A 6,783-nucleotide genomic window follows, 5' to 3' on the forward strand; every position below is an offset into this window, starting at 1 on the left:
CCCCATCCGTGACGGCGAAATCGTGTCCGATTCGGGACGCCCGGGAGGCGTAGGAGGTAGCAATGACGAGTAGCACCCGCGCTCGCGCGCACCGCTCGAGCCTGCGCGCCTCCGACGTGGCGCGCCTGGGCCTGACCGGCCTGCGCTCGCGCCCGATGCGCGCCGTCCTGTCGGCCCTGGGCATCGCGATTGGCATCGCCGCGATGGTCGGCGTCGTCGGAGTGTCCGCCTCCTCCCAGGCTCAGCTCCAAGAGCAGCTGCGGGCCCTGGGCACCAACATGCTGACGGCTCGAAGCGGCGCCGACCTGAGCGGCACCGACCTGATCCTGCCCGAGGACTCCGTGGGGCGGACCCTCATGATCCCGGGCGTCACCTCGGCGGCCTCCACGTCGACTCTGTCGGGCGTGTCCGTCTACCGCTCGCGCCTGTCGGACCCGAACGCGACGGGCGGCATCATCACGATGGCCGCGGACACGAACCTGCTGGAGGTCGTCTCCGGGCAGATGAAGCACGGCGTGTGGCTCAACGACGCGACCGCCCGCTACCCGGGCGTCGTGCTGGGCTCGAAGGCCGCACAGCTGCTCGGCGTCGTCGAGCCGGGCACACAGGTGTGGCTGGGAGGCCGCTCCTTCACAGTCTTGGGTGTCATGGAGCACGCGCCCCTGGCCGAGGAGCTCGACAACACGGCGCTCATCGGCATCCCCGCTGCCGCCTCCCTCTTCGACGCGGGTAAGACACCCACGACGATCTACGAGCGCAGCGCCGAGGACCAGGTGGAGAACGTGCGGGCCCTTCTCGGGCCGACCCTGGCGCCACAGGGCGCTACGGGCCTGAAGGTGTCGCGCCCCTCGGACGCGCTGGCCGCGCAAAACGCCGCCGATCAGACGTTCACGACGCTGCTTGCCGGCGTCGGCTCGATTGCCCTGCTGGTGGGTGGCATCGGCGTGGCCAACACGATGATCATCTCGGTGTTGGAGCGCCGCAAGGAGATTGGCCTGCGCCGGTCGCTGGGTGCGAAGCGAGGACACATTAGCGTCCAGTTCCTGGCCGAGGCCCTCATCCTGTCCTTCCTCGGGGGCGTCGCCGGATGCCTCATCGGAGGGGGCGTCACGTGGGGCATGTGCATCGCCTACGGGTGGCCGCCCACCCTGCACTGGTGGGTGATCGCCGCCGGTCTGGGCGCGACTCTCCTCATCGGCGCCGTCGCCGGGCTCTACCCCGCGATCCGTGCGGCGCGCACGCCTCCAACGGCGGCCCTCGCCTCGCAGTAAGTCGCCGGGCACGCACGAGGCCGTGGCCATCTCAGCAATCCCGGTACCGATCGGGGGAGCGCGAGCTGGCCACGGCCTCGAACATGTGAGCGTCGGTCGCGCGTGCGTTAGTTGTGCGTGCGTCAGCTTTGTACGGGGCCGCCGTAGATCTCGTCGATGACGGGGGCGAAGCGGCGCGTGGCCTCGGCCCTCTTGACCTTCAGGGAGGGGGTGAGCAGGCCGTTCGCCTCCGTGAAGTCGGTGGTGAGGACCTTGATCTTGCGGATTGACTCGGCGCGCGAGACGTGTTCGTTCGCCGAAGCCACCGCCTTTTCCAGGGAGGCCAGGACCTCGACGTTCGTGGCCGCCTCTGCGACGCTCATCGGGGGCAGGGAGTGGGCGGCGAGCCAGTCGGGGAGCATCTCCGCGTCCAGCGTGATGAGAGCGGCGACGAAGGGCCGCTGGTCGCCGACGACCAGGACTTGGGAGATGAGCGGGTGGGAGCGCATCGGGTTTTCGAGGGCGGCGGGGGCGACGTTCTTGCCGCCCGCCGTCACGATGATTTCCTTCGCGCGGCCCGTGATGGACACGTAGCCGTCGCGGTCCAGGGACCCCAGGTCGCCCGTGCGGAACCAGCCGTCGTCGGTGAAACAGGCGGCCGTGGCCTCGGGGTTGTTGTGGTAGCGCTGGAAGACGCTGGGGCCCTTGAGGAGGATTTCGCCCTCGTCGCTGATCTTGAAGGACATGGGCGGCAGGGCCGGGCCCACGGTGCCGATCTTGGACAGGCGGGGCGTGTTGACGGAGACCGGGCCGACCGTCTCGGTCAGGCCGTAGCCCTCCAGGACGGGGATGCCGACGCCGCGGTAGAAGTGCGCGAGCCAGGGGGCCAGGGGCGCGCCGCCCGACACGATGTAGTCCGCGTTGCCGCCCACCAGGCGGATGATCTGCTGGTAGACGAGCTTGTCGGCGAGGGCGTGCTGGGCTTTCAGGGACGCGGTCGGGCCGTCGTCGGTGTCCAGGGCCTGGGAGTAGGCGATCGCGACCTTGGCCGCCCAGCGGAAGATCTTGCGCTTGGGGCCGGACGCCTTCGTATCCGCCGAGTTGTAGATCTTCTCCAGGACGCGCGGGACGACCAGGAGGTAGCTCGGCTTGAAGGAAGCCAGGTCGTTGAGCAGGTTCTTGATGTTGGGCGCGTGGCCGAGGACGCCGTTGCCGCTGATCTGGAAGACCTGCAGGAAACGCGCGAACACGTGGGCGAGGGGCAGGAACAGGAGCAGGCGTGAGTTCTTGCCCGCCGCGATTTCCGGCATCCACGCGTGGGCGTTGAGGCACAGGTTCGTGAAGTTCTCGTGGGACAGGACCGTGCCCTTGGGCGTGCCCGTCGTGCCCGACGTGTAGACGATGGTGGCGATGTCGTCCTTCGTGAGGGCTTCGGAGCGGGCGAGGACGCGCTCTCGCGGGGTGGCCGAGCCGTCCGCGATGAGGGTTTCGATGGCCTCCGAATCCAGGGAGAGGACGTGCGTGTTGTCCCGGTTTTCGCGCTCGGCGGCTGCGCGCACGATCTCCGCCATGGACACGGTCTCGGTGATGATGAGGTGGACGTCCGCGTCGACGAGGACGTGGGCGACCTGGTCGATGGAGCTGGTTTCGTAGATGGGCACGGGGACGAGGCCGGCCGCCCAGCACGCGAAGTCAAGGAGCGTCCACTCGTAGCGGGTGCGGCTCATGATCGCGACCCTGTCGCCGGGTTCGAGGCCCCGCGCGATGAGGCCGGCGGCGAGCGCGTGGACCTCGTCGTAGAACTCGCGCGCCGTGATGGAGCGCCACGTGTCGCCGATGCCGATCTTGCGCAGGATGAGGGGGCGGGTGGCGCCGCGCTGCACGCGTTCTTTGAGCAGGTGGGGGATCGTCGTGTGCTCGTCGATGCGCACCAGGACGGGGGCGTGCCACTCGAGGGCTTCGGTGGCGGGGGCGGCCTCCTGTGAGTCGGCGGTCGCGTCGGTTGTAACGTCGGTGGTCGTCTGCGCCTGCGGCGTCTCGTCGTCGGTGGACGAGGCCGGGGTTTCCTTCGTGGTCATGCGTGCTCCCTGGTCGCTAGGCGGTGTGCGCCGCGGGACGGGGCCAGCGGCGCAGCTGTTGCTCCCCCTATCCTACGCTCCCGTAGGGTGGGGGAGTGGAGCTGTCTTTAGGGGTGGGTACTTGTGTTCGCTGTGGCCGGGCGGAGCAGAGCTGCGTCGGTACTAGTCCAGGCCGAGCTCGGCCTTCACCTCGTCGAGCGTGTAGACGTCGTCGGGGTGTTCCTCGTAATCGCGAACAGGCTGCTTGATGAGAGCATCAAACTCTTCGAGAGTGTGCGCGCTTTCTGGATGTGCGAGGTAGTGCTCGAGCGCGGGCAGGACAGTGGTACGGAGCCATTCCTCGTCGTCCTCGGTGTACTCGCGAACGATAGGTGGCTGCGCGCCGGATGCGACGGCATCGGCGGCCGCGAGTTCGTGCTCCTTGGGGCGCCAGAAGGACGTGATGTCCTGCTTTTCCGCGAGCTGGTGCTGAATGAATGCGTCGAGGAGTTCGTAGTCGAAGGGCCTGTTCCATGGTTGGCGCGCGAGCATTGTGCTGAAGTCCGTGCCGCGCTCGCGCATGACCTGCTCGAAGCGGATCATGGTGGCGCGCTCGGGGGCCATCGTCATGTGCTTGGACGCGGCTGAGAATCCGATGATGTACGTGCCGTGGTGGGTGAACATCGGCTGGTTCCACTCGATGCGCAGCTCCAGTTCAGGATAGGTGAGCCCTACCCACACCAGAACGTCCACCATCCGCTCACGGTTGTCGTCGTCGGGGATGGTCTCGAGGTACTCGTCAAGCGGTGAAATAGCCATACCGTCACCCTAACAACGCCCATGCACACCTGCGGTTCATGCGATGAACCCAAGAAGCGTCAATCGCCTCATTCGTAAACAGTGGGGCCGCCCGTGGTGTCCCACGGGCGGCCCGAAAACCTCGGTCTCAAGAAGCTGCGCGGTATTGAGCCATGTCCTCCTCCAAATATGGCCGATTGATCAACTATTCTGCTGTGACGTGTCCCCTGGTCGGTCGCGCATCATCATTCTGTAATGACCAATATGTTGCCCTCCATCGAGAGTTTCGAATACGCGTTTAAAAGCGGTGAGTAGTTTGAAAGAATCCATATGAAGAATGTCGTAAATGTCTGAACCAATAGATGAGTGTGATGATGAATTGCAAAATGCGAGTAACGTTGCGGTACTGCGATCAGTAGACTTGCTTAGTGAAGTGATCGTCCCGAGTCCCCCAATATCAAGAAAATAGGATTCAATAATGCGGCGCATTGTGTTACCGAGGAGCGGGAACGCTTGAGGAGTTATGTGACTTTTGCGTGCCTGTACGACAATTTTGTTGCAGCGTCTTACCTCAGCCCACAGTTCATTGTATTCATTGGTAATGAGGGAGCTCGCCTTGGGCCCGAGAATTGAAGAGCCTGTCTGACCTTTTTGAATGGAGTAATAGCAAGCCTTTGAATCAGATTCTCTTTCGTTGAGAAAGCTGAAGGCTACCTCTTTTAAGAATCTTGTATTGTGTGATGTGATGATAACTTGTTTTACGGAATTGTTATTGTTGGAGCTGGAAACTTGGTCCAAAAGGCGCCGAATGATGTTGGTGATGAGGAAGAAAGTCTCGGCATCGGTGGAGGCAATGGGATCGTCGATAACTAGGAGTGTTGAGAGTAGGTTGGCAGTGGGAGAAGATCCTTTGCCATCTTTGTAATACTTTGTAATGAAGTATAGGAAAGTGAGTAATGTTCGCTCCCCTTCGGAGAGTGTTGACGTGTCGATTGGGTTATTGGTCCCATCATTAGAGTGGCGAACGAGTATGTACTGTCCAGACTGAAATTCAGGGCTTGATAGTTTTGATGTTTGTTCGGGTGTTGTTAGGCTGAAACTATTGAAGCCGATATAAGTCAGGATTTGGTTGATGAATGTCATTTTTTCACCAACCTGTGTCATTTTAGATAGTTTATTGTCTGTCTCAGTGTGAATATGTGTGATTTTCTGCTTTATGGAGCTAATGTCAGCTTCGGTCGGCGTCTTTAAGTTGATTGTGGCCAGTGTTTGAAGGTAGGTGTCAAGAATGTCGCAAAATTCGACACCTGTAAGATATTTGTAGAGCGCGGTTCGAGCGTTTCGAATCGCTTCAGTTCGTTTGCTCTTTCCTGCATTAATGGCATTGTTATGGTGATTTATCTGTGATGTTATGAGTGTTAGTTGTTCTCTGATTGTCTGGAAGGGATCCTCTGAAAGTCCTGTTGATAAGATTTTGTTAGATTCATTAGCCTTCTGTTCCAACTTACTTTGAGTGTGTCTGATCTCGTTCAAAGCCTTGTTGATAATGGTGAGATGAGTGTTGTAGTCAATTGACTTGTAATCTGGATTTGTCGCAAGGCTTGTAGTTAGCGTCTCGCAATTGGTAATATAGGTTTTGATTGTTTCATTAGCTTTGGTGATTGCTTGAATGTGTGCCGTGTGTCTATCGTCGAAGACATTCTTTAGTTCGCTGATTAGCTGGTCTGTAAGTTTTTGTTGGCAGAAAGGGCATGACGAGAGGTTGTCCGTTTCTACTGTTGCCAATCCGCGACGGATCCAGTCGTGCAGGTTATGCTTATTGATAAATGTTGACATTGGGGAATCGTTGTTCAGGGTAACGGTGGTACTTAGTATTGTCTCAATACTTGATAGCGTGTAGTTTGTGTCCGGGATCGATGGTACGAGGATTTCAGTGGCGTCAGCTTTTGGAATTTGCTTTAAAATGTCGAGTATTTTCTCAATGGTGTCACAATTTGTTGAGAGTGTGGCATCCTCTGAACTTTTGAACTGTAATAGTTTGGCGAATAGTGTGGGGTTATTCCCGGGAATTAAAGGAGCTGATTTGGGGTATAGTGAATTGTAATCTTTGAAGATTGTTGTGAGCTGCTTTCGCCTCGGTCCAATGCTTGATTGCGTAACATCGAGCAGTCTCTCTCGCTCTCTTTCAGCGTCCTCAATCTTTGTTTGTGTATCTTCGAGTTTCCCTTTGTGCTGTTCGAGCTGCTCGGTTAGTTGGTCAATTTCATCTTTGAGTGCCGAGTTCTCTTTCCCTAGCGTAATGTGTCCCGGTGCCTGACATTCGCGGAATGAGTCTTTAATGTAGTCGCGGTTAAATACCGCAATATCTTCAATTTCTGTCTCTATGTCATCTAGATTGATTGTTTGAATCTTGTTTGAGAGAGTTGTTTTCCCGGAGCCGTTTGGTCCGAATATGAAATTGATCTTTTTCAGGCCTGTTAGCTTGGCATCAGGAGCGAAGCATGGGGTTCCGCTCAGGTCTACTTCGGTGATCATGTGCCCTCCTTTGGGTTGTGTTTTGACAGTTGTAGCCTAATGGCGGAGAGCGTGGTCGGCGTGTGTTATGCACTTGTCTGACAAGTACAAGGCAAAGTGTGGTGGGTCTCAGTGTTCGCGCCGAGTGGCGCGATTGCGAAATA

The 6,783-nt window shown here is 59.0% G+C and carries 4 protein-coding genes; 1 reads left to right on the forward strand and 3 read right to left on the reverse strand.

The window, feature by feature from the left end; translation table 11 throughout:
* Positions 1 to 62 precede the first annotated feature (62 nt).
* Positions 63 to 1,271, forward strand: coding sequence for an ABC transporter permease (locus HMPREF1138_RS05715; RefSeq protein ID WP_009057607.1), 1,209 nt, complete (start codon positions 63 to 65; stop codon positions 1,269 to 1,271).
* Positions 1,272 to 1,393: 122 nt separating this feature from the next.
* On the opposite strand, the gene HMPREF1138_RS05720 is transcribed toward HMPREF1138_RS05715, so the two are convergent.
* The 3 genes from HMPREF1138_RS05720 to HMPREF1138_RS10790 form a co-directional block, all read right to left on the reverse strand.
* Complete coding sequence (locus HMPREF1138_RS05720; protein WP_009057608.1) at positions 1,394 to 3,328, reverse strand: AMP-dependent synthetase/ligase; 1,935 nt, start codon at positions 3,326 to 3,328, stop codon at positions 1,394 to 1,396.
* Between the two features lie 162 nt (positions 3,329 to 3,490).
* Entirely contained in the window at positions 3,491 to 4,126 is a 636-nt protein-coding gene (locus HMPREF1138_RS05725) for an iron chaperone (protein ID WP_009057605.1), read from the reverse strand.
* Between the two features lie 180 nt (positions 4,127 to 4,306).
* Positions 4,307 to 6,640 carry an AAA family ATPase gene (locus HMPREF1138_RS10790; protein ID WP_009057603.1) on the reverse strand — a complete coding sequence of 778 codons (2,334 nt, stop codon included), beginning with the start codon at positions 6,638 to 6,640 and terminating at the stop codon, positions 4,307 to 4,309.
* Positions 6,641 to 6,783 lie beyond the last annotated feature (143 nt).

The organism is Actinomyces sp. ICM58, from assembly GCF_000283035.1.
Classification (GTDB): Bacteria; Actinomycetota; Actinomycetes; order Actinomycetales; family Actinomycetaceae; genus Pauljensenia.

Coding starts and splice junctions, on each gene's coding strand:
- HMPREF1138_RS05715 (WP_009057607.1), top strand. CDS start 63: ATGACGAGTAGCACCCGCGCTCGCGCGCACCGCTCGAGCCTGCGCGCC.
- HMPREF1138_RS05720 (WP_009057608.1), bottom strand. CDS start 3,328: ATGACCACGAAGGAAACCCCGGCCTCGTCCACCGACGACGAGACGCCG.
- HMPREF1138_RS05725 (WP_009057605.1), bottom strand. CDS start 4,126: ATGGCTATTTCACCGCTTGACGAGTACCTCGAGACCATCCCCGACGAC.
- HMPREF1138_RS10790 (WP_009057603.1), bottom strand. CDS start 6,640: ATGATCACCGAAGTAGACCTGAGCGGAACCCCATGCTTCGCTCCTGAT.